This window comes from Micromonospora sp. AB353 (assembly GCF_049538395.1).
In the GTDB taxonomy this organism is placed as follows: domain Bacteria; phylum Actinomycetota; class Actinomycetes; order Mycobacteriales; family Micromonosporaceae; genus Micromonospora; species Micromonospora aurantiaca.
Genome location: NZ_JBMVFV010000182.1, coordinates 1 through 997 on the forward strand (window position 1 = coordinate 1; position 997 = coordinate 997).

The window sequence follows — 997 nt, forward strand, 5'->3', positions numbered from 1 at the left end:
TGGACGGTTCTGCGGTGTGGGGTTTGGGTCGGGTGGTGGGTTTGGAGGTGCCGTTGCGGTGGGGTGGTTTGGTGGATTTGCCGGGTGTGTTGGGTGGTGGTGTGTGGGGTTGGTTGTGTGGGGTGTTGTCGTCGGGGGTTGAGGATCAGGTGGCGTTGCGGTCGTCGGGTGTGTTTGTGCGGCGGTTGGTGCGTGCGGGTTCTCCGGCGGGTGCGGGTGTGGGTGCGGGTGGTGGTGGTTTTCGGTTGTCGGGGACGGTGTTGGTGTCGGGTGGTACGGGGGCGTTGGGTGCGCGGGTGGCGTTGTGGGCGGTGGGTGTGGGTGCGGAGCATGTGGTGTTGGTGAGTCGGCGTGGTGGTGGTGCGCCGGGTGTGGGGGAGTTGGTGGGGCGGTTGGAGGGTTTGGGTGTGCGGGTGTCGGTGGTGGGTTGTGATGTGGCGGATCGTGGTGCGGTGGCGGGGTTGTTGGGTGATTTGGTGGGTCGGGGTGAGCGGTTGCGGGCGGTGGTGCATGTGGCTGGTGCGGCGCAGTTGACGCCGTTGGGTGAGGTGGGTGTGGGTGAGGTGGAGGAGGTGTTGCGGGCGAAGGTTGGTGGTGCGGTGGTGTTGGATGAGTTGACTGCTGGTTTGGATTTGGATGCGTTTGTGGTGTTTTCGTCGATTGCGGGGGTGTGGGGTTCGGCGGGTCAGGTTGGGTATGCGGCGGCGAATGCGTTTGTGGATGGGTTGGTGGTGTCGCGGCGTGGGCGTGGGTTGGTGGGGACGTCGGTGGCGTGGGGGCCGTGGGCTGAGGCGGGTATGGCGGTGGGGGTGGCGGGGGAGCAGTTGAGTCGGCGTGGTTTGCCGGGGATGGCTCCGGAGTTGGCGGTGGTGGCGTTGCAGCGGGCGTTGGATGGTGGTGAGGGGCAGGTGGTGGTGGCGGATGTGCGGTGGGATCGGTTTGTGCCGTCGTTCACGGCGTTGCGTCCGTCGCGTCTGTTCACCGACATCCCCGAAGC

1 protein-coding gene is annotated in these 997 nt (G+C 66.5%); it reads left to right on the plus strand.

Going from position 1 to position 997, the window contains the following annotated elements:
- Positions 1-35: 35 nt before the first annotated feature.
- The coding region (locus tag ACPCK6_RS29585; RefSeq protein ID WP_423482855.1) for a beta-ketoacyl reductase at positions 36-997 on the plus strand (962 nt) is incomplete at its 3' end.